We start from the raw sequence: 17620 nt of genomic DNA on the forward strand, positions 1-17620 counted from the left end.
ATGGGGCTTTTTGAGGGAAAGGGAGTCTTGGTCACGGGAGCGGCCCGGGGCATCGGCCGGGCCATCGCCCGGGCCTTCGCTCGGGAAGGGGCCTTGGTGGCCCTTTGCGATCTGCATCCCGAGGGGCGGGGGGTGGCGGAGGAGATCGGAGGCTTCTTCGTGCAGGCGGACCTGGCCGAGGAAAGGGACCGGGTGCGCTTTGTGGAAGAAGCGGCCAAGGCCCTGGGCCGGGTGGACGTGTTGGTGAACAACGCCGCCACCAGCGCCCCAGGTTCGGCCCTTACCGTAAAACTCCCCGAGTGGCGAAGGGTTTTGGAGGTGAACCTCACCGCTCCCATGCACCTCTCCGCCCTGGCGGCCAGGGAGATGGCCAAGGTAGGCGGGGGGGCCATCGTGAACGTGGCCAGCGTCCAGGGCCTCTTCGCCGAGCAGGAGAATGCTGCCTACAACGCTTCCAAGGGAGGGCTGGTCAACCTCACCCGTTCCTTGGCTTTGGACCTGGCCCCCTTGGGCATCCGGGTGAACGCCGTGGCCCCGGGGGCCATCGCCACGGAGGCGGTACTGGAGGCCATCGCCCTTTCCGAGGACCCGGAGAGGACCCGCCGGGACTGGGAGGACCTTCACGCCCTGAGGAGGCTGGGCCAGCCCGAGGAAGTGGCGGAGGCAGTGGTTTTCCTAGCTTCGGAAAAAGCGAGCTTCATCACCGGGGCCATTCTGGTGGTGGACGGGGGTATGACGGCGAGCTTCATGATGGCGGGTAGGCCAGTCTAGCGCTGCTCCACCCTGGTTTTGCCAGAGTAGGGGGCCCGGCCAATCCCTAAGTACCCCGTCGTGGCGCAAGCCACGACGGGGGCCCCAAAGAGGCCGTGAGCACGCCGCTTTGGCTTTGGCCGGTGGGGCAACCTTTGCGTGCGGGTACTTAGCCCGCACCATTTAGGCCCTTACCGATGTGGCGAAAAAGGGCATCACGTGGCGTGGTCCTTGTAGGGCTCTCCCCGCAGGTCGGAGATCAAGTGGATGGCCACGTAGGCTCCATCCCCTGCGCTCACGATGGCGTGTCCCGGCACCTTGCCCCGGGCCACCCCGGCGGCGTAGACCCTGGGATAGCTGGTGCGGCCGGCCTCGTCGGTTTCTATGTGGACTCCCTTGCGGGTGAGGCCCAAGAGGGAGGGTAGGGTGGGGTCTTTGTGGGTGCAGAGGAGAAGCCTTTCCGCTTCCACCACGCCCCCCTCGGTCTCCACCTCAAAGACCCCCCCCAGGTCACGCACCCCCTTGACCACGCCCCTTTGGATCTCTGCCCCGTAGCGGCGGGCGTGCTCTTTCAGCCTCTCTAGAAGTTCCTCGCCCGAGGGTTCGTCCAGAAGGCCGGGGTAGTTGGGAACCCGGCTTACCTGGGCGATTTTGGAATGACCTCCATCCAGCACCAGGACCTTCAGCCCGGCTCGGGCCAGAAAAAGAGCCGCGGAAAGACCCGAGGGGCCGCCACCTACCACGAGAACATCCCACATACCTTTTAGAGTATATGGGCCAGGAACGAAGGGGAGAAGGCAAGGTATAATCGGCGGCGCATGATTTTGGACGACCGCTACCCGGTGCTGGAAACCCTCGAGGAGCGGGAGGGCATCACCCTCTACCGGGTGGAGGGGGGACGGGTCTACTTCTTCCAGGTGCACACCCCTGAGGAGCGGGAGCGCTTCTACCGCTACCGGGCAGCCTTGAAGCGGCTCATGGACCTGGGCCTTCTGGAAGCCCAGGTCTCCTTGAAGCCGGGGCGCCACTACGCCTTCTTCCCGGAAAAACCCCTTTCCCGCAAGCCCCCGCCCAAGGCGGCCCTCGAGGCCCTGGCCCCCCTGGGCTTTGGCCGCGAGCACCTGGCCATGGCCGAGGAAGGGGTGGCCTACCTTTCCCCCTGGCCCCTCAGCCCACGGGGGGCTCGGGAAAGGCCCCATCGCCTCCGGCCTGGCTTCCTGGTGGGGGTGGCCCCGGGCCTCCTCCTGGGGGCTTTGGGCCTTTGGCTCCTTTCCCAAGGGCTCTACCGCTACTTCAACCCCCCGGAGTACGCCGTGCCTGAGCTGGTGGGAAAGTCCGCCCGGGAGGCCTTCTTGCTCCTCAAAGACACCGGGCTCCGCCTGGAGGTGGCCGAGGGCAACGACCCCAGCAAGCCCAAGGAGGTGGTCCTGGCCCAGGAACCGCCTCCCGGCACCCGGCTGCGGGAGGGGCGCACGGTGCGGCTGGTGCTCAACCAAGCCCGGCTCAACCCCCTCCCCGACCTCGCTGGCCTCCGGCAGGAGGAGGCCGAGGCCCGCGTCCGGGAGTTGGGCCTCCGCCTGGAGGGCACGGCCCAGATAGAAAGCGCCGAACCCCTAGGCGTGATTCTCGCCTCCTCCCCTCCCCCAGGCACCCCCTTGGCCCTGGGGAGCGGCGTGCGCCTCTTGGTGTCCGCGGGGCAGAGCCAGGGCCACGCCAGCCCCCTGCCCAAACTCACCGGCCTGACCCGGGAGGAGGCCCTTTTCCTGGTGAACGCCGCGGGCCTGCAGGCCCAGGTGGAAGAAGTGCCTTCGGGAGCCCCCGCGGGCTTGGTCCTAGCCCAAGACCCCGCCCCGGGAACCCCCATACCCCCGGGAAGCGGCGTGCGCCTCCGGGTGGCGGTGCAAGGGGAGGTCCAGCTTCCCACCACCCCCCCACCCCCGCCAGAACCCGCCTTCCGGGAGGTAGCCCTAAGCCTGGACCTGCCCCCGGAGGCCGAAGGGCGCCCGGTGCGGCTCACCCTTCTGGACGCCCGGGGGGAACAGGTGCTCTACGAGGGCCTGGGGCAGGCGGGGCTCCACCTGGAAGGCACCTACCGGGCACAGGGAGAGGCCCGCTTCCGCCTCTACCTGGACGGGGAGGTGTTGCAGGAGTGGAGCCCTTAAGCCCATGAAGGGAGCCTGGGCCGAGGAAGCAGCCCTCCACTACCTCTTGGGGAAGGGCTACCGGCTCCTGGGCAGAAACCGCCGCACCCCTTTCGGAGAGGTGGACCTCTTCATGGAGAAGGACGGGGTCCACGTCTTGGTGGAGGTGAAGCAGCGCAGCACAGGGGCCTTCGGCACGCCCCTCGAGGCCCTCACCCCCGGGAAGGTGGCCCGCCTGCTCCAAAGCGCCCGCTTCCTGCTGGGGCGAGACGACCTCCCGGTGCGCCTCGAGGCCGTCTTGGTCCACGGCACCCCCAAAGCGCACCGCCTGGAGCACCTGGTCCTGGAAGTGTAGCCCGCCCCGAGCCTCTTCCCCGGGCATCCGGTAAGCTTGGGGGTGTTTAGGAACCTCGGGGCGTACCTGGAGGCCCTGGAACGGCGGGGCGAGCTCAAGCGGGTAAAGGTGCCCGTAAGCAGCGACCTGGAGATCACCGAGATCGCCGACCGCATGGTGAAGAGGGGGGGTCCTGCCCTCCTTTTTGAAAGGGTGGTGGGTAAGGACTTCCCCGTGGCCATCGGCCTCTTCGGCACCCGGGAGCGCACCGCCTTCGCCCTGGGGGTTGGGGACCTGGACGAGCTTTCTGAGAAGGTGTCCCGCTTGCTGGAGTTGAAGCCGGGAAGAGGGGGGATTTCTGCCCTCATGGGCCTTCTCCCCAAGCTCCCCCTCCTCAAGGGATTTTTCCCCAAACGGGTGGCCAAAGCCCCGGTGCAGGAGGTGGTGCTCAAGGGGGAGGCGGTGGACCTAAACCGCCTTCCCATCCTCAAGTGCTGGCCCCTGGACGGAGGGCCCTTCCTCACCCTGCCCCTGGTCATCACCCAGGACCCGGAAACCGGGGAGCTCAACCTGGGCATGTACCGCATGCAGGTGCTGGACAAAAGGAGCACCGCCATGCACTGGCAGCTCCACAAGGTGGGCCGCCGCCATCTGGAGAAAGCCAGAAGGTTGGGGAAGAAGCTCCCCGTGGCCGTGGCCCTGGGGGGCGACCCGGTCCTCACCTACGCCGCCACCGCCCCCCTCCCCCCCCTGCCGGGGGTGAGCGAGTTCCACCTGGCGGGCTTCCTGCGGGGGGCCCCCATCGAGCTCGTCCGAGGGGTCACGGTGGACCTCCCCGTGCCCGCGGAGGCGGAGTTCGTGTTGGAAGGCTACATTGACCCGGAGGAGCCCCTAGTGGTGGAAGGGCCCTTCGGGGACCACACCGGCTTCTACACCCCAGAAGACCTCTACCCCCGCTTCCACGTCACCGCCATCACCCACCGGAAAGGGGCCATCTACCCGGCCACCATCGTGGGCATGCCGCCCATGGAGGACGCCTACCTCATCGAGGCCAGCGAGCGCCTCTTCCTTCCCCCCTTGCGCCTGGTCCTCCCCGAGGTGGCCGACTACCACATGCCCCCCGAGGGCGTGGCCCACAACTGGGTGAACGTGGCCCTAAAGAAGGAGTACCCCGGCCAGGCCTACAAGGTGGCCTACGGGATGCTGGGCCTGGGGCAGATGATGTTCGCCAAGGTGATCGTGGCGGTGGACGCGGACGTGCCCGTGCGGCCCGGCTTCGCCACCCTTCTGAAAGCCCTGGAACACGCTCTCCCCGGCCGGGACACCCTTTTCCTCCGGGGGCCCATAGACGTCCTGGACCACAGCGCCCGGGCCTTCGCCTTCGGGGGGAAGCTCCTCATCGATGGCACCCGCAAGCTCCCTGAGGAGGGCGGGGAGGTACCCTGGGCTCCCAGGGTCCACACGGAGCTCCCCCAGGACCCGGAGGCCCTGGCCCAAAGGCAGTGGCCCGGGGTCTGGGGGATTACCCTGCGCAAGGCGCGGCCGGGCCAGGCCTGGGCCTTGGCGGAGCGCCTCTTGCAGACACCGGCCAGCGCGGGCATCCGGCTCCTCCTGCTGGCGGACCACGACACTGCCCTCACCCCCGAGGAGCTCCTCTGGGCCGTGCTCAACAACATCGACCCGGAGCGGGACGCCCGGGTCATGGCGGGGGTGGAGGGTCCGGTTTTGGTCCTGGACGGCACCCGCAAGCTCCCCGAGGAAGGCTTCCACCGGGTCTGGCCCGAGCGCATCCGCATGGACGAGCGCATCAAGGCCCTGGTGGAAAGCCGCTGGGAGGAGTACGGCCTCTAGGTGGTACGCAGGGCGCGGTTGCGCAGGAGGCCGCTCTGGAAGGCCCGCACCACCTCCCGGTGAAGCCGCCCTTGGCGGGTCTCCTCCTCCAGTACCTTAAGGGCCTCTTCGGGCTTGAGGAAAGCGCGGTAGGTGCGCACGCTGGTGAGGGCGTCGTAGATGTCGGCGGCGCTCACCGCCTGGACCAGGAGGGGCACCTCGGTGAGGCCATCGGGGTAGCCGGAGCCGTCCAGCTTCTCGTGGTGCCAGCGCACGTAGGGCCTGAGCCGGTGGTAAGCCCGCAAGGGGCGGATGATCTCGTCTCCCTTCACCGGGTGCTCGCGGATAAGGCGCCACTCGTTCTCGGTAAGGGTGTAGTCCCCCCGGAGGATGTGGTCGGGGATGCCGATCTTGCCCACGTCGTGGAGGAGGGCTCCCATGCGCAGGTCCTCGAGCTCCGCCTCCTTGGCCCCCAGCTCCTCCGCCGTCCAGAGGGCGTACTGGGCCACCCGCTCCCCGTGGCCCGCGGTGTAGGCGTCCTTGGCCTCCACCGCCCGCACCAAGGCCAAGAGGGTCCGTTCCAGGTCCTCGAGGCGCTCTTGAAGCTTGCGCCGCTCCAGGTGGCCCTTCACCCGCAGGCGGAGCTCGGAAAGGTCCACAGGCCGGTTCAGGAAGTCGTCGGCGCCCGCCTCAATGCCTCTGAGGCGCACCTCCCGCTCCCCGTCGGCGGTGAGGAGGATGACCGGGAGGAGGGGGTCCAGGGCCTTGATCCTGCGGGTGAGCTCCAGCCCGTCCACCAGGGGCATGTGCAGGTCCGTAAGGACCACATGGGGAAGGCCGTCCCGCAAGAGGTCCAGGGCCTCTTGACCGTTCCTAGCCTCCTGGACCTCCACCTCCAAGGGGGCCAGGGCCCGCATGAGGAGGAGGCGCTGTACCGGGTCGTCGTCCACCACGAGCACGCGCATAGAAGCCTCCTAGAGCAGCTCCCGCAAGCGCTTGGCGGCTTCCCGGGCCTCGAGGTGCACCAACCCCAGGTTGGCCCCAGCGGGCAGGGCCACGGCCAGCACCCCGTTCTCCCCGGCCTCGTAGACCACGAAGTACCCGCTCTGCCCCCGGATCACCGTTTCTTGAAGCTCCCCCAAGCGCAGGGTGGTGGCGATCCGCTTGCCCAGCCCCAAGGACGTGGCCGCCATGGCCGCGATCCGGGGCGCTTCCGCCTCGGGGAAGTCGTGCGCCATGGGCAGGCCATCCGCCGAGGCCACCATCACCCCGGCAATCTCGGGCACCGCCGTCCTCAAACCCCTAATCAGTGCCAAAAGCTCTTCTTGTCTTGTCATAGCCTCTCCTCGTCCAGCCGCAACAACAGGTGCTCAATCCGGCCAAACAGCCGGTAAGCCTCGTTCATCCTCTCCCTGGCCTCTGCCTCCTTCCCTTCCTGCTTCAGGGACACCGCCTCCGCGGTAAGGCTGTGGAAGCGCTCGTGGAGGGAAACCACCTCTTGGAAGGCAGGCAGGTGCCCGTAAGCCCCTCGGCCTTCTCCGGCGAGCCACCGCCCCAACGAACACTCTGTGGGCGGGGTCAGGGCGGGCTCTGGCCCTCCCTCCATAAACCGCTCCACGTTCTCCAGATAACGCAGATGGGCCAGCACAATGGCTTCAAGCATCCCTTACCTCCACCGCCATCTCCACCAGGCGGGTGAGCACCGCAAAAGCGTCCGCCCGTTTTCTGGCGTCCAGACCCACCACCCTTTCAGGGGGCAGGCGCAGGTACAACGCCACCTCCTCCGGTTCCCAGGCCCGGCCCAGGTCCAGCCGCGTCACCCCCACCAGGTGGGGGATAGGGTGACGGGAGAGGAGGTAGTCCAGGAGGTGGCGGGCCTCGGGCAGGTGTTCTGGCTTATCCCCCGCCAGAAGGAGCAAAAGGCCTAGGGCCCCTTCCGCCAACACGTCCCACATGAAGTCAAAGCGGGCCTGGCCGGGAGCCCCAAAGAGATGCACCCTATAAGGCCCCACGGCCATCACCCCGAAATCCATGGCCACGGTGGTGGTCTCCTTGCCCAGGTCCTCGCTGGCCTTGGCCTCGGTGGTGAGGGCCTCCTCCCCCAAGAGGCTTCTGGCGAAGGCGGTCTTTCCCGCCCCCACCGGGCCGGCCACCAGGATCTTCAGCGGCTCCATAGGGCCTTCAGGTGGGCGAGGAGCTTCCCCGCCAGGGGGTGGGCCTTGGGCCTGGGGGCCGCGCGCTTCACCGCCCCTAAAAGCTGGAGGCGGTAGAGGTAAAAGCGCACCTGATCCAGGGGAAGCCGCAGGGCCTGGGCCAGCTCCTGGGGGGAAACACCCCGCTTGAGATAGGGCAGGGCCAAGCGGAAAAAGTCCTTGAAGCGGGGGTCCTCGGGAGAGCTTCCCGCCAGCTCAAAGCGGGCCTCTGGGTGAGGCAGGTGGGGCCGGTAGCGATCCAGCTCGTCCTGGAGGGTGATGGTGCTCAGGAGGACCTTCTCCACCGGCCAGCCCAGCCGCACCTTGTGCTTGGGCTTCGCCCCGGGCAGGAACTCAAAGCTCCCCTCCCGGGCCTGGAGGAGGGCCTGCAACGTGGCTTTGGCCGCCATGGGGTCCAGGGGCTTGCCGTTTTGGTCCAGGGAGCGGATGTGGCCCGGCTTCAGATAGATGGTGGTGGGGGGAATACCCTTCAGGTTCCAAATCTCCAAGGCCCCTTCCTTGTGGGCGAGAAGCTGGAGAAGCTCCTCCAGGGGCAGGGAATTGAGGCTTCCAAATAGGGCCATAAACCAACCTCCTCCAGGCTCCACCGTAGCCCCTCCTTGTGAAAGGGGTTTGAAAAACTGCTATAATCCCCCCTCGTGCTGGTGCGGCCCGCCCTTCTTTCCACCTGGCCCCCTACACCCAAGGACCTCTTCGGCGCCGAAGGCCCCCTTGTCCTGGAGGTGGGCTTCGGGGACGGGCGCTTCACCGCGGAGCTGGCCAAAGCCCATCCCGACTGGTGCATCCTGGGGGCGGAGGTTTCCGCCACCAGCGTGCTGAAGGCCCTGAGGCGGATGCGCCTGGAGGGCATTGAGAACGTGCGCCTTTACCAAGGGACAGGCCCCTTCGCCCTCCGAAACCTGGTCCCTCCCAGAAGCCTCCATCGGGTCATCGTGAACTTCCCCGACCCCTGGCCCAAGAAACGGCACCAGGAAAGGCGCCTCCTGCAGGAGCGCTTCTTCCGCAGGCTTTCCACCAGGCTCCAAGAAGGCGGGGCGCTTCTCCTCACCACCGACCACGAGGCCTACTTCCGCTTCGCCCTGGAGGAAGCGGAGCGAACCGGGCTTTACCGGGTGGAGGTGCGCCCTCCCCCGGAAGCCCACCTGCGCACCAAGTACGCCCTGAAGTGGAAGGAGGCAGGCCGGGCCTTCTTCCATGCCGCCTTCGTCAAGGTGGCCGAGGACCCCGAACCCTGGCCCCCCATTAGGAGGTACCCCATGGCCCACGCCCTTTTGGAAGGAACTCTTCCCGAAACCCTCCCCTTGAGCAAGCGGCCCGTTCCCTTCCCCGGAGGGGTAGCGGTGTTTCTGGAGGTGGCCCGGGGAGAGGAAGGCCACTACGTGCTCACCCACGTGGAGGAAGAAGACCTCACCCAGGACCTCCTTCTGGAGGTGCGCCCAAGTGCCCGGGGCATTTACGCGGGGGTAAGCCGCTTCGGAAGCCCCCTCATCACCCAGGGGGTCAAGGAGGCGGTGCGGGCCCTAGTGGAACACCTGGAAGCTTTAGGCCTGAAGAGGCTACAGGACCACACCTGAAGGGGGTTGCCCTTTGGGTAAGATAGCCCCATGGTGCTTCCTCCCCGCAAGGACTCCCTCAAGTGGAGCGCCTACCCCGAGGAGGTGCTCCCCCTCTGGGTGGCGGACATGGACTTCCCGGTGGCCGAGCCCGTGCGCCGGGCCATCCAGGAGCGGGCGGAGGGTTTCTTGGGGTACCCCCCGCGGGAAGGGGACAGCGAGCTTAAAACCCTCCTTCTGGAAAAGACGGGGCTTTCGGAGGAGGTGGCCTTCATGCCCGGGGTGGTGGTGGGGCTCTACGCCGCGGTGGCCGCCTTCACCGCCCCGGGCCAAGGCGTCTTGACCCAGGTGCCCATCTACCCCCCTTTCCTGGCCGCCATCCGCGAGCAGCGGCGCACCGTTCTGGCCAATCCCTTGCGGGAAACCGAGGCCGGTTACCGCCTGGACCTTTCGGGCCTCGAGCGCCTGGCCTACGCCACCCGCCTCCTCCTCTTCTGCCACCCGCAGAACCCCACGGGGCGGGTCTTCACCGAGGAAGAGCTCCTGGCGGTGGCCGCTATCGCCCGCAAGCACGACCTCATCGTGGTTTCCGACGAACTGCACGCCCCCCTCACCTACGAACGCCCCCACGTGCCCCTGGCCCGCTTCCTCCCCGAACGCACCCTGACCCTCCTGGGCCCGGGGAAGGCGTACAACCTGGCCGGCCTGCCCTTAGGCGCAGCGGTGGGTCCCAAGCCCCTGGTGGAAGCCCTGAAGCGCCACCTCCCCCACACCTTCCCCAACGTCCTGGCCATGGCCGCCTGGAAGGCGGCCCTCTTGGAGGCGGGGCCCTGGCTCCAGGAGGTCCTGAAACGGCTTGAGGCCAACCGCGACCGGGTGGCGGTCTGGGCCCAGAAGGTGGGTCTTGGGCATTTCCCCCCGGAGGGCACCTATCTGGCCTGGCTCAAGACCCCCATCCCCAAAGCGGCCGCCTTTTTCCTTCAGGAGGCGCGGGTGGCCCTGAACCCTGGGGAGAACTTCGGGGAGGGGTACGACCGCTACGTGCGCCTCAACTTCGCCACCTACCCCGAGGTGCTGGAGGAGGGCCTGAAGCGCCTGGAAGAAGCCCTGCGGAAAGCAGGTTAGCCGCTGCCCAAGGCCAGAGGCCCCCTGGCAAACCAGGGGGCCTTTTCCAAACAGGCCTTACTGGACTACCTCGATGGGGATCCGCTTGGCCCGGGCCTCGGCCACCTTGGGCATGGTGAGCCGGAGGATGCCGTGGCGGAACTCCGCCTTGGCCTGGGAGGCGTCCACCTCCACCGGCAGGCTGAAGGTGCGCACAAAGGAGCCGTGCGGCACCTCCTGCAGGTAGTAGCGGCGCACCTTGGCCTCCTCCATGGGCTTCACCTGGCCGCGGACGGTGAGCTTGTTGCCCTCGAGGCTCACCTCCAGATCCTCAGGAGCCAGGCCGGGCACGGCCATCTCCAGGATCAGGGCCTCATCCGTCTCGTAGAGGTCCGCCGGAGCCACGTAGACCACCGCAGGACGACCGAAGTCGCCCAAAACCTCCTCAAAGAGCCGGTTGGCCTCCTCCAGCAGGGAGAGCGGACCCCACGTACGGAAGGGCGTGATCTCGGTGGGACGAGCATCCCTACGCACCAGGGCCATACCATCACCTCCCGCTTTTACTAATATCACCTGCGCCTTTTATTGTCAAGTATCTTTAGGGGGTTTTTAGCCCATCCTCCCTATGGGCTATAATTCAGGGTATGAAACCCCCTCCAGAGGCCGTCCTGGTGGACACCCGCCCCCGAGCCGCCTATGAGGCCGGGCACCTGCCGGGGGCCCGCCACCTGGACCTCTCCGCCCCCAAGCTGCGCTTGCGGGAGGAGAGGGAGCTCAGGGCCCTCGAGGCCGGCCTGACGGAGCTCTTCCAGGAGCTGGGCCTGCGGAGCCCGGTGGTCCTCTACGACGAAGGGCTCACCAGCCGCCTCTGCCGCACCGCCTTCTTCTTGGGGCTTGGGGGGCTTGCGGTGGAGCTCTGGACGGAGGGCTGGGAACCCCAGGCCACGGAGCGGGGGGAACCCCGGGTGGAGCGCACGAACACCGTGGCCCGCCTGCGGCGGGACTGGCTCCTCACCGCGGACGAGGCGGCCAAGCACCCCCTCCTCCTGGACGTGCGCACCCCCGAGGAGTTCCAGGGGAAGGTACACCCCCCCTGCTGCCCCCGGGGCGGGCGCATCCCTGGGAGCAAAAACGCCCCCCTGGAGGTGTTCCTGGACCCCCAGGGGCTCTTGGAGCGGCTGGGCATCGCCCCCGGGGAGGAGGTGGGGGTGTACTGCCACTCCGGGGCCAGGAGCGCCGTAGCCTTCTTCGTCCTGCGGAGCCTGGGCGTGCGGGCCCGCAACTACCTGGGCTCCATGCACGAGTGGCTTCAGGAGGGCCTCCCCACCGAGCCATGAGGGTCTTCGGCCTGGAAGTGGGGCCCCTGCGGGAAAACACCTACCTGGTGGAAGGGCCGGAGGGGGCCGTCCTCATCGACCCCGGCGACGAGCCAGGGCGCATCCTGGCCCTCCTCGAGGCCACGGGCCTCGCCCCTAGGGCCATCCTCCTCACCCACGCCCACTTTGACCACGTGGGGGCTGTGGCCCCGCTGGTGGCGGCCTTGGCCCTCCCCGTCTTTCTCCACCCCATGGACCTTCCCCTCTACCGCCACGCGGCGGAGGCCGCCCGCATGTGGGGGTTCTCCATCCCCAAGCCTCCTCTGCCGGTGGAGCCCTTGGAGGAGGGGATGCGGCTTTTCGGCTTCCAGGTTTTTCACCTTCCCGGCCACAGCCCGGGGCACGTGGCCTTTTTCTACCCTGGGGAGGCCCCCCAGGTTTTCTCCGGCGACCTCCTCTTCCGGGGGAGTATCGGCCGCTTTGACCTCCCCGGAGCCAGCCAAGAAGCCCTCTTCCACTCCCTAAAGCGCCTCCTCAGCCTGCCCGCCCCCACGGAGGTCCATCCTGGGCACGGACCCGCCACCACCCTGGGCCTCGAGGCCCAAACCAACCCCTTCCTCACAGGGTTAGAATGGGAAACGTGAACGGGGCGGAGGCACTCAAGGCACTCTACGGCCTTCAAGAGAAGGACCTGGAAATAGACCGGTTACAGAAAGAGGCGGAGAGCCTACCCGAGGAGCTCCTTGCGGTAAAAGCCCAGGTGGAGGCCCTGGAGCGGGAGCTGGAAAGCCTTCTGGAGCGCCAGAGCGAGCTGCGCAAGGAGTACAACCGCCACAGCCTGGACATCGAGGACCTCACCGCCAAGGAAAAGCAGGCGGAAGCCGAGCAGCGCCAGGCGCAAAGCGCCCGGGAGCAAACCCAGTACGAAAACCGTATCCAGCAGATCAAGGACCGCATCAAGGAGCTCCTGGAGCTTTCCACCCCCATCATGGAGGCCATGGAGGGCCTGGAGAAGGAGATCGCCCGGGTAGAGGCGGAACTCGCCGCCCTGAAGCCCCGCCTGGAGGAGCTTCTGGAGGCCAACCAGGTCCGGGTGGAGGCCCTCCGTCAGGAAATCGCCCAGCGGCTGGAGGAGCGCTCCCTGATGGCCGAAAGCATCCCCTCCCCCGTTCTGAAGGAGTACGAGGCCATCCGTCGCGCCCGTAAGGGCACGGGGGTGGTGCGCATGCTCCGCCAGGGCCAGGTCTTCCGCTGCGAGGGGTGCAACGTGGTCCTCCCCACCCACGTGGCCCAGAAGGTGATCCAGGGGCAGCTGACCCGCTGCCCCTCCTGCGGGCGCCTCCTCTGGAAGGGGGACTGAACCCGCAATCCCCCCTAGCCCACCAGCCTGGCCTGGAGCAGGATTTCCCTCACCCCCGCCAAAGCCCGGGACACCGGACACCCCTCCTTGGCCGCTTGGGCGATCTCCTGGAACTTCTCCGGGTTTATTCCCGGCACTTCCGCCTCGGTGACGAGCTCAATACGGGTCAGGGTGGCCTTCCCCTCCACCATCTCCAGGTGTACCCGGGCCTCGGTGGCGATCCGCTTGGGAGGGAAGCCCTCCCGCTCCAGGGCCGCGGAGAGGGCCATGGAGAAGCACCCTGCATGGGCGGCGGCGATGAGCTCCTCGGGGTTGGTGCCCGGCCCCTCCTCAAACCGGGAGGGGAAGGAATAGGGCCCTTCAAACGTCTGGCTCTGCAAGCGCATCACGCCCTTGCCGCTTCGCAGGCCGCCTTCCCATACCGCGTTGGCTTTTCTCACAGGCATAGCTTTCCCTCCGGCCCCAGGATACCCGCAACCAGGCTCGCGGGTGGGAACCAAGGCACCTTTCCCTTTGACCTTGGGCCCTTCTTGCCCCAAACTCGTCTTATGCTCTTCCTCTTCGTGGACGGGCTGGGCCTGGGAGAGGCCCTAGAAGACCTCTTCCCTCTTCTCCTGGAGCTCAAGCCCAAGGCCCTAGACGCCACCTTAGGGGTGGAGGGCCTGCCCCAGTCGGGCACAGGACAGACCGCCCTCCTCACCGGGGTGAACGCCGCCAGGCTCCTGGGCCACCACCAGGGCCCCTTCCCTAGCCCCCGTCTTAGACCCCTCCTGCGGCGAAGCCTGTATGCCTGGGCCCAAGAAAAGGGCTTGAAGGTGCTCCACGCCAACGCCTACCGCCCGGAGTACCTGGCGAGGGCCACCGAGGGGAGGAGGCTGATGCTTTCCGCCTTCGCCCAGGCTGCCCTCCTGGCGGGGCTACCCCTTTTGCCCCAGGACCACCCCCTGGCCCTCCCGCCCGCTTTTTGGGAGGATCCCTACGGGGTGGGGGCTAAGGTGGCGGCCCTGGCCCGAAGTTTTGACCTAGTGGTCCTGGAGTACTGGGCCCTGGACCTTGCCGGCCATCGCTTCCCGGACACCCTTCCCGAGCGCTTTCGCGAGCTTTCCCAGTTCCTGAAGGGCTTCCTGGAGGAAGGGGGCACCCTCCTCCTCACCTCCGACCACGGCAACGCCGAGGAGCCCTGGCACCCCAGGCACACCCGTAACCCCGTACCCCTGGTGTATACCGGGGAACCCCCCTTCTGGCCGCAAGACCTGGTGGGGGTGTTTTCCTGGCTGCAAGTGATTATCACTTCTAAACTTATAAAATCCGACCGGAATACTTGACTTTAATCCCCCCTTGGGGTAAAGTCCCCAGGCAGAGAGCGCCCTCGCCCCGGGAAACCCCTGGGGATGCGGGAAGGAGGCGAGATGCGGCTTAGAAGCTTCATAACCCTGATCGGCCTTGGGGCTTTAGGACTGGCCTTTGCCCAGCAGCAGACCCTAACCCTCTACTCCGGACGGGGGCAGAGCCTGGTGGAACCCTTGGTGAGGCAGTTCCAGGCGGAAACCGGTATCCGGGTCCAGGTGCGCTACGGCACTGACGCCCAGATCCTGGCGGCCTTGCAGGAGGAGGGCAGCCGCTCGCCCGCGGACCTCTTCTGGGCCAACACCGCTGGGGCCTTGGGCCAGGCCGCGGCCAAAGGGCTTCTGCGCCCCCTGGGGGATACCCTCCTGAAGCAGCCCGTGGCCTTTGCGCCCGCCTCGAGGTCCTGGGTTCCCGTCACCTTGCGGCTAAGGGTGCTGGCCTATAACCCCCAAAAGCTCAAACCGGAAGAGCTTCCCGCCAGCATCCTGGACCTCCCCCGCTTCGCCCAGGAAAAGGGCTTGGTGGGCCGGGTGGGCTGGACCCCCACCTACTCCAGCTTCCAGGACATGGTGGCGGGGATGATCGCCCTTTACGGGGAGGGCCGAACCCGGGAGTGGCTTTCCGCCATGAAGGCCCTAAGCCCCAAGGGCTACGCCTCCAACCCGGCCATGCTGGACGCCATCCGCGCCGGGGAAATCGACCTCGGCTCCACCAACCACTACTACGTGGTGCGCTTCCGCCGGGCAGGCTACAACCTGGGAATGCACCACTTCAAGGACGGGGATGCGGGCAACCTGGCCCTGGTGACCGGGGCGGGCATCCTCAAGACCTCCAAGAACCTGGTGGCCGCCAACCGCTTCCTCAGCTACCTGCTCTCGGCCAAAGGGCAGCAGTACTTCGTGGGGAATGTGGGCGAGTATCCCCTGGTGAAGGGGGTGGTGGCCGACCCCCACCTCCTCCCCCTGGACGAAGCGCTTCGGAAAAGCCCCAAGCTGGACTTTGAGAGGCTTCCCCTGGACCAGGCCCTGAAGCTCCTGCGGGAGCTCGGCATCCTTTAGGCGCTGCAAGCCTTCCGGCCCATGACCCGAGCGCGCCGGCTCTCCCACCTTCCTGGGCTCCTGCCCTTCCTGGTGCCCGCCCTCCTCACGGGGGGCGGGGTGGCCCTGCCCCTCCTCTACCTGGTCCTCAGGGCCCTCGAGGCCGACCCCTCCACCCTGCAAGCCGTCCTCTTTCGCCCCAAAAACCTGGAGCTATTGGGAAACACCCTGGCCCTCCTCCTGGGAGTCCTCCTCCTCACCACCCTCATCGCCCTCCCCCTGGCCTTCCTCACCACCCGCACCGACCTCAAAGGGAAGCGCCTCCTCTCGCTCCTCCTCACCCTGCCCTTGGCCATCCCTGGGTACGTGGGGGCCTACGTGCTCCTGGCGGCCACGGGGCCTGGGGGCCTCCTCCCCTTGCCCCGGCCCGAGGGGTACTGGGGTGCCCTCCTCGTCCTTTCCCTCATCACCTACCCCTACCTCTTTCTGGGGCTTCGCGCTGCCTTTTTGGGCCTGGACCCAGGCCTCGAGGAGGCCGCCCGGACGCTGGGTCTTGGCCCCTTGGCCGCCTTCTTCCGGGCCGCCTTTCCCCAGCTCCTCCCCGCCCTCCTCTCCGGGTACCTGGTGGTGGGCCTGCACGTCCTGGGGGACTTCGGCACCGTGAGCCTCCTGCGCTACGAAACCTTCTCCTACGCCATCTACCTGCAGTACAGCGCCGCCTTCGACCGGGTGTACGCCGCCTGGCTGGCCCTCTTCCTCCTCCTCCTCACCGGGGGGCTCCTCCTCCTGGAAGGTGCCTTCCTCCGCCGCCTCAGCCTGGCCCGCACCGGCAAGGGCAGCAGCAAGAAAGCCCGGCCCGTGCCCTTGGGGCGGCTGGCACCCCTGGCCTACCTGCTGGCGGCCCTTCCCCCCCTCCTGGCCTTGGTCCTCCCCCTCTACGCCCTCCTTCACCTGGCCCGCCGCTTCCCCTCAGGGGAGTTCACCGGGCTTTGGGAAGCCCTCTCCCACTCCGCCCTGGCCGCCCTCCCCGCCGCCCTTCTCGCCCTGGGCATGGCCCTCCCCATGGCCTACCTGGCGGCGCGGCATCCCTCGCCAGCCTCCCGGCTTCTGGAGCGCTTGGCTTACCTGGGCTACGCCATCCCACCTTTGGCCTTCGCCCTGGCCTGGATCTTTTTCAGCCTGAAAAGCCTCCCCTTCCTCTACGGCACCCTTCCGCTCCTGGTCCTGGTCCTGGCCTTCCACTTCCTGCCGGAAAGCCTGGGACCGGTGCGGGGGGCTTTATACCAGGTACCCAAGCGGCTGGAGGAAGCGGCCCGGACCCTGGGCCACTCCCCAGCCCATGCCTTCTTCCGGGTGACCTTCCCCCTCCTCTGGCGCGGGGCGGTGGCGGGAGGAGCCTTGGCCTTCATCGGGGCGGTGAAGGAGCTGCCCATCACCCTCCTCCTGGCGCCCATGGGCTACGCCACCTTGGCCACGCGGGTTTTCAGCTACACTCAGGAAGCCATGTTCGCCGAGGCTGCCCCCTTCGCCCTCCTGATCGTCCTGCTCTCGGCGGCCTTCGTGGGGGTGTTGCTTTGGAGCGAACGCCGCTTTTAGAGCTCAAGGGCATCGTCAAGCGCTTCGGGGAGCACGCGGTGCTGAAGGGGATTGACCTTTCGGTCAACCCTGGGGAGATCCTGGCCCTCTTGGGGCCCTCGGGCTGCGGCAAGACCACCCTCCTGCGGGTGGTGGCGGGGCTGGAAAGCCCCGATGCGGGACGGGTCCTCCTGGAAGGCCAAGACGTCACCCACCTGCCGCCAGAACGGCGGGGCATCGGCTTCGTCTTCCAGGACTACGCCCTCTTCCCCCACCTCACCGCCCTCGGCAACGTGGCCTTCGGGCTCAAAGGGAAGGACCGCCTGGAAAGGGCCAAACGGGCCCTGGAGCGGGTGGGCATGACCCTCTTCCAGGACCGCAAGCCTTCGGAGCTTTCCGGGGGGCAGCAGCAGCGCATCGCCCTGGCCCGGGCCCTGGCCCCGGGGCCCAAGCTGATCCTCCTGGACGAGCCCTTTTCCAGCCTGGACGCTAGCCTTAGGGCCAGCACCCGGGAGGAGGTGCGCAAACTCCTCAAGGAAACCGGGACCACCGCCCTCCTGGTCACCCACGACCAGGAGGAGGCCCTTTCCTTCGCCGACCGCCTGGGGGTCATGCGGGGGGGAAGGCTAGAGCAGCTGGGCACCCCGGAGGAGGTCTACCTGAAGCCCAAAACCCCCTTCGTGGCCCAGTTCCTGGGGCGGACCAACCTCCTTTCGGGAGAGGGCTTTGGCCGGTATGCGGAAACCTGCCTGGGTCCCGTTCCGCTGGCCGAGCCCGCCCACGGGCCCCTCCTCCTCTCCCTGCGCCCCGAGGCGCTCAAGCTCCTGCCCCCGGAGGCGCCCGAGGGTGCCCTGGGCCAGGTGGTGGCCCGGGAGTTCAAGGGGCACGACCTCACCTACCGGGTGCGCCTCCTCTCCCCAGAAAAGGAGCTCTTGGTCCAGGAAGTGCCCGAAAGCCCCTTCCGCGTGGGGGACCGGGTGCGGGTGGGGGTGGTGGGGAAAGGCGTGGCCCTCGAGGGCCACCCCACCAAGGCTCCCGTGGGCACGGACTGAGGGCCTCG

At 67.7% G+C, this 17620-nt stretch carries 21 protein-coding genes; 13 read left to right on the top strand and 8 right to left on the bottom strand.

What is annotated here, in order from left to right:
• Positions 1-771, top strand: coding sequence for an SDR family NAD(P)-dependent oxidoreductase (locus L1088_RS02175; RefSeq protein ID WP_038041173.1), 771 nt, complete (start codon positions 1-3; stop codon positions 769-771).
• A 194-nt stretch (positions 772-965) separates the two neighbouring features.
• On the opposite strand, the gene L1088_RS02180 is transcribed toward L1088_RS02175, so the two are convergent.
• A complete protein-coding gene (locus L1088_RS02180; RefSeq protein ID WP_038048175.1) occupies positions 966-1508 on the bottom strand; it encodes an NAD(P)/FAD-dependent oxidoreductase in 543 nt (180 codons plus the stop codon).
• A 60-nt stretch (positions 1509-1568) separates the two neighbouring features.
• On the opposite strand from L1088_RS02180, the gene L1088_RS02185 reads away from it, so the two are divergent.
• The 3 genes from L1088_RS02185 to L1088_RS02195 are packed head-to-tail and all read left to right on the top strand — an operon-like array spanning position 1569 to position 5076.
• Positions 1569-2912, top strand: a complete 1344-nt coding sequence (locus tag L1088_RS02185; protein WP_234553539.1) for a PASTA domain-containing protein — start codon at positions 1569-1571, stop codon at positions 2910-2912.
• Between the two features lie 4 nt (positions 2913-2916).
• Positions 2917-3246 (top strand): YraN family protein, encoded by a 330-nt coding sequence (locus tag L1088_RS02190; RefSeq protein WP_234553540.1) that lies wholly within the window; start codon positions 2917-2919, stop codon positions 3244-3246.
• Between the two features lie 42 nt (positions 3247-3288).
• The gene (locus tag L1088_RS02195) at positions 3289-5076 is read left to right on the top strand and encodes a menaquinone biosynthesis decarboxylase (RefSeq protein WP_234553541.1); all 1788 of its coding nucleotides are present in this window, start codon (positions 3289-3291) and stop codon (positions 5074-5076) included.
• Here the strand turns inward: L1088_RS02195 and L1088_RS02200 are convergent.
• Genes L1088_RS02200 through L1088_RS02220 form a run of 5 tightly spaced genes read right to left on the bottom strand, consistent with a single transcriptional unit; the run spans position 5073 to position 7831 of the window.
• On the bottom strand, positions 5073-6020 hold the full coding sequence (locus tag L1088_RS02200) for an HD-GYP domain-containing protein (RefSeq protein ID WP_234553542.1): 948 nt from the start codon (positions 6018-6020) through the stop codon (positions 5073-5075). The genes L1088_RS02195 and L1088_RS02200 overlap by 4 nt on opposite strands.
• Before the next feature lie 9 nt (positions 6021-6029).
• Entirely contained in the window at positions 6030-6392 is a 363-nt protein-coding gene (locus L1088_RS02205; RefSeq protein WP_234553543.1) for a roadblock/LC7 domain-containing protein, read from the bottom strand.
• Entirely contained in the window at positions 6389-6718 is a 330-nt protein-coding gene (locus L1088_RS02210) for a CZB domain-containing protein (RefSeq protein ID WP_038041184.1), read from the bottom strand. Before L1088_RS02210 ends, L1088_RS02205 begins: the two co-directional genes overlap by 4 nt.
• The gene (locus L1088_RS02215) at positions 6711-7229 is read right to left on the bottom strand and encodes a GTP-binding protein (RefSeq protein ID WP_234553544.1); all 519 of its coding nucleotides are present in this window, start codon (positions 7227-7229) and stop codon (positions 6711-6713) included. Before L1088_RS02215 ends, L1088_RS02210 begins: the two co-directional genes overlap by 8 nt.
• On the bottom strand, positions 7217-7831 hold the full coding sequence (locus tag L1088_RS02220) for a DUF4388 domain-containing protein (protein ID WP_234553545.1): 615 nt from the start codon (positions 7829-7831) through the stop codon (positions 7217-7219). Before L1088_RS02220 ends, L1088_RS02215 begins: the two co-directional genes overlap by 13 nt.
• A gap of 75 nt (positions 7832-7906) precedes the next feature.
• Here L1088_RS02220 and trmB point away from each other — a divergent pair, with 75 nt between their 5' ends.
• Together trmB and L1088_RS02230 are read left to right on the top strand one after the other, a co-directional pair.
• Positions 7907-8842, top strand: a complete 936-nt coding sequence (gene trmB / locus L1088_RS02225; protein WP_234553546.1) for a tRNA (guanosine(46)-N7)-methyltransferase TrmB — start codon at positions 7907-7909, stop codon at positions 8840-8842.
• A 30-nt stretch (positions 8843-8872) separates the two neighbouring features.
• The gene (locus tag L1088_RS02230) at positions 8873-9946 is read left to right on the top strand and encodes a cystathionine beta-lyase (protein ID WP_234553547.1); all 1074 of its coding nucleotides are present in this window, start codon (positions 8873-8875) and stop codon (positions 9944-9946) included.
• A gap of 57 nt (positions 9947-10003) precedes the next feature.
• Here L1088_RS02230 and L1088_RS02235 read toward each other — a convergent pair whose 3' ends face one another.
• Positions 10004-10468: an Hsp20/alpha crystallin family protein gene (locus L1088_RS02235; RefSeq protein WP_234553548.1), complete on the bottom strand. Its 465-nt coding sequence runs from the start codon at positions 10466-10468 to the stop codon at positions 10004-10006.
• Positions 10469-10569: 101 nt separating this feature from the next.
• On the opposite strand from L1088_RS02235, the gene L1088_RS02240 reads away from it, so the two are divergent.
• From L1088_RS02240 to L1088_RS02250, 3 genes are read left to right on the top strand one after another with little or no spacing between them, the layout of a single operon-like run.
• Entirely contained in the window at positions 10570-11262 is a 693-nt protein-coding gene (locus L1088_RS02240; RefSeq protein WP_038048188.1) for a sulfurtransferase, read from the top strand.
• Positions 11259-11885 (top strand): MBL fold metallo-hydrolase, encoded by a 627-nt coding sequence (locus tag L1088_RS02245; protein ID WP_038048190.1) that lies wholly within the window; start codon positions 11259-11261, stop codon positions 11883-11885. Before L1088_RS02240 ends, L1088_RS02245 begins: the two co-directional genes overlap by 4 nt.
• Complete coding sequence (locus tag L1088_RS02250) at positions 11873-12601, top strand: zinc ribbon domain-containing protein (protein ID WP_038048192.1); 729 nt, start codon at positions 11873-11875, stop codon at positions 12599-12601. The genes L1088_RS02245 and L1088_RS02250 overlap by 13 nt, the downstream gene beginning before the upstream one ends.
• Positions 12602-12615: 14 nt before the next feature.
• On the opposite strand, the gene L1088_RS02255 is transcribed toward L1088_RS02250, so the two are convergent.
• Positions 12616-13047, bottom strand: a complete 432-nt coding sequence (locus tag L1088_RS02255; protein WP_038048194.1) for an OsmC family protein — start codon at positions 13045-13047, stop codon at positions 12616-12618.
• Positions 13048-13149: 102 nt separating this feature from the next.
• On the opposite strand from L1088_RS02255, the gene L1088_RS02260 reads away from it, so the two are divergent.
• The 4 genes from L1088_RS02260 (at position 13150) to L1088_RS02275 (ending at position 17612) form a co-directional block, all read left to right on the top strand.
• The gene (locus tag L1088_RS02260; protein WP_038048196.1) at positions 13150-13926 is read left to right on the top strand and encodes an alkaline phosphatase family protein; all 777 of its coding nucleotides are present in this window, start codon (positions 13150-13152) and stop codon (positions 13924-13926) included.
• A gap of 84 nt (positions 13927-14010) precedes the next feature.
• Complete coding sequence (locus L1088_RS02265) at positions 14011-15006, top strand: iron ABC transporter substrate-binding protein (RefSeq protein ID WP_234553549.1); 996 nt, start codon at positions 14011-14013, stop codon at positions 15004-15006.
• A gap of 21 nt (positions 15007-15027) precedes the next feature.
• Positions 15028-16581 carry an ABC transporter permease gene (locus L1088_RS02270; protein ID WP_038048200.1) on the top strand — a complete coding sequence of 518 codons (1554 nt, stop codon included), beginning with the start codon at positions 15028-15030 and terminating at the stop codon, positions 16579-16581.
• Positions 16560-17612: an ABC transporter ATP-binding protein gene (locus tag L1088_RS02275; RefSeq protein ID WP_038048202.1), complete on the top strand. Its 1053-nt coding sequence runs from the start codon at positions 16560-16562 to the stop codon at positions 17610-17612. The genes L1088_RS02270 and L1088_RS02275 overlap by 22 nt, the downstream gene beginning before the upstream one ends.
• Positions 17613-17620: the final 8 nt, after the last annotated feature.

Origin of the sequence: Thermus caliditerrae, assembly GCF_021462525.1 — a bacterium.
GTDB classification, from domain to species: Bacteria; Deinococcota; Deinococci; order Deinococcales; family Thermaceae; genus Thermus; species Thermus caliditerrae.

Coding starts and splice junctions, on each gene's coding strand:
- L1088_RS02270 (WP_038048200.1), top strand. CDS start 15,028: ATGACCCGAGCGCGCCGGCTCTCCCACCTTCCTGGGCTCCTGCCCTTC.
- L1088_RS02175 (WP_038041173.1), top strand. CDS start 1: ATGGGGCTTTTTGAGGGAAAGGGAGTCTTGGTCACGGGAGCGGCCCGG.
- L1088_RS02250 (WP_038048192.1), top strand. CDS start 11,873: ATGGGAAACGTGAACGGGGCGGAGGCACTCAAGGCACTCTACGGCCTT.
- L1088_RS02260 (WP_038048196.1), top strand. CDS start 13,150: ATGCTCTTCCTCTTCGTGGACGGGCTGGGCCTGGGAGAGGCCCTAGAA.
- L1088_RS02215 (WP_234553544.1), bottom strand. CDS start 7,229: ATGGAGCCGCTGAAGATCCTGGTGGCCGGCCCGGTGGGGGCGGGAAAG.
- L1088_RS02230 (WP_234553547.1), top strand. CDS start 8,873: ATGGTGCTTCCTCCCCGCAAGGACTCCCTCAAGTGGAGCGCCTACCCC.
- L1088_RS02265 (WP_234553549.1), top strand. CDS start 14,011: ATGCGGCTTAGAAGCTTCATAACCCTGATCGGCCTTGGGGCTTTAGGA.
- L1088_RS02245 (WP_038048190.1), top strand. CDS start 11,259: ATGAGGGTCTTCGGCCTGGAAGTGGGGCCCCTGCGGGAAAACACCTAC.
- L1088_RS02255 (WP_038048194.1), bottom strand. CDS start 13,047: ATGCCTGTGAGAAAAGCCAACGCGGTATGGGAAGGCGGCCTGCGAAGC.
- L1088_RS02205 (WP_234553543.1), bottom strand. CDS start 6,392: ATGACAAGACAAGAAGAGCTTTTGGCACTGATTAGGGGTTTGAGGACG.
- L1088_RS02190 (WP_234553540.1), top strand. CDS start 2,917: ATGAAGGGAGCCTGGGCCGAGGAAGCAGCCCTCCACTACCTCTTGGGG.
- L1088_RS02220 (WP_234553545.1), bottom strand. CDS start 7,831: ATGGCCCTATTTGGAAGCCTCAATTCCCTGCCCCTGGAGGAGCTTCTC.
- L1088_RS02185 (WP_234553539.1), top strand. CDS start 1,569: ATGATTTTGGACGACCGCTACCCGGTGCTGGAAACCCTCGAGGAGCGG.
- L1088_RS02200 (WP_234553542.1), bottom strand. CDS start 6,020: ATGCGCGTGCTCGTGGTGGACGACGACCCGGTACAGCGCCTCCTCCTC.
- L1088_RS02180 (WP_038048175.1), bottom strand. CDS start 1,508: ATGTGGGATGTTCTCGTGGTAGGTGGCGGCCCCTCGGGTCTTTCCGCG.
- L1088_RS02235 (WP_234553548.1), bottom strand. CDS start 10,468: ATGGCCCTGGTGCGTAGGGATGCTCGTCCCACCGAGATCACGCCCTTC.
- L1088_RS02240 (WP_038048188.1), top strand. CDS start 10,570: ATGAAACCCCCTCCAGAGGCCGTCCTGGTGGACACCCGCCCCCGAGCC.
- L1088_RS02210 (WP_038041184.1), bottom strand. CDS start 6,718: ATGCTTGAAGCCATTGTGCTGGCCCATCTGCGTTATCTGGAGAACGTG.